Consider the following 683-nt stretch of genomic DNA (forward strand, 5'->3'; position numbering starts at 1 on the left):
TCGGCGAGGGCTTTGGTGGGGCGGTAGCGGGTGCGGCCGAGGTCGAGCAGGTGTCCGGTGCCGTCGGTGCGCAGCCAGGTCCAGACGCCTTCGGCGGCGAGGATCTTGGCGGCGTGGGCGGGGATGGGCCCGTAGCCCTCCAGTTCGCCCGGCTGGTCACTGAGCCCGATCGCGGTGGTGAACGGGACGGTGATGTGCACGCTGATCGGCCGCCGCCGCGGCGGTGGGGTGCTGGTGCTGGAGGGTGCCGGTGGTGGCGGCCCGACCGTGTCGGCACGAGACAGTGCGCCGCCGGCAGAACCCGCGGCACCGGCAGAACCCGCGGCACCGGCAGAACCCGCGGCACCGGCAGAACCGGCCGTACCGGCGGAGCCGACCAGGCCAGCGGACGCCCGGTGGGCGGCGTCGCCGGCGGAGCCGGCCGTTCCGGCGGGCGCCCGGTGAGCGGGGACGCCAGCAGAAGCTGCCGCGCCGGCGGGACCGACCAGGCCGGCGGACGCCTGGTGGGCGGAGTCGCCGGCGGAGCCGGCCACTCCGGCTGTGTGGCTCAGCGGGATGGTGGCGCTGTCGGCGCAGGCGGTGAGGGCGGCCCAGCCCAGCTCGGCCAGGGCGTCGGCGCGGCGCTGATCCTTCGTCCGCGCCGGCACCCCGGCGGCGGCGTCGGCACGTTTGGCGTCCGCGGC

General features: G+C 77.6%; 1 pseudogene. It reads right to left on the reverse strand.

Annotation, left to right across the window (positions count from 1 at the left end):
- Positions 1-683, reverse strand: a pseudogene (locus tag DY240_RS32245) (hypothetical protein); the annotation flags it as partial.

It is taken from the genome of Jiangella rhizosphaerae (assembly GCF_003579925.1).
GTDB classification, from domain to species: domain Bacteria; phylum Actinomycetota; class Actinomycetes; order Jiangellales; family Jiangellaceae; genus Jiangella; species Jiangella rhizosphaerae.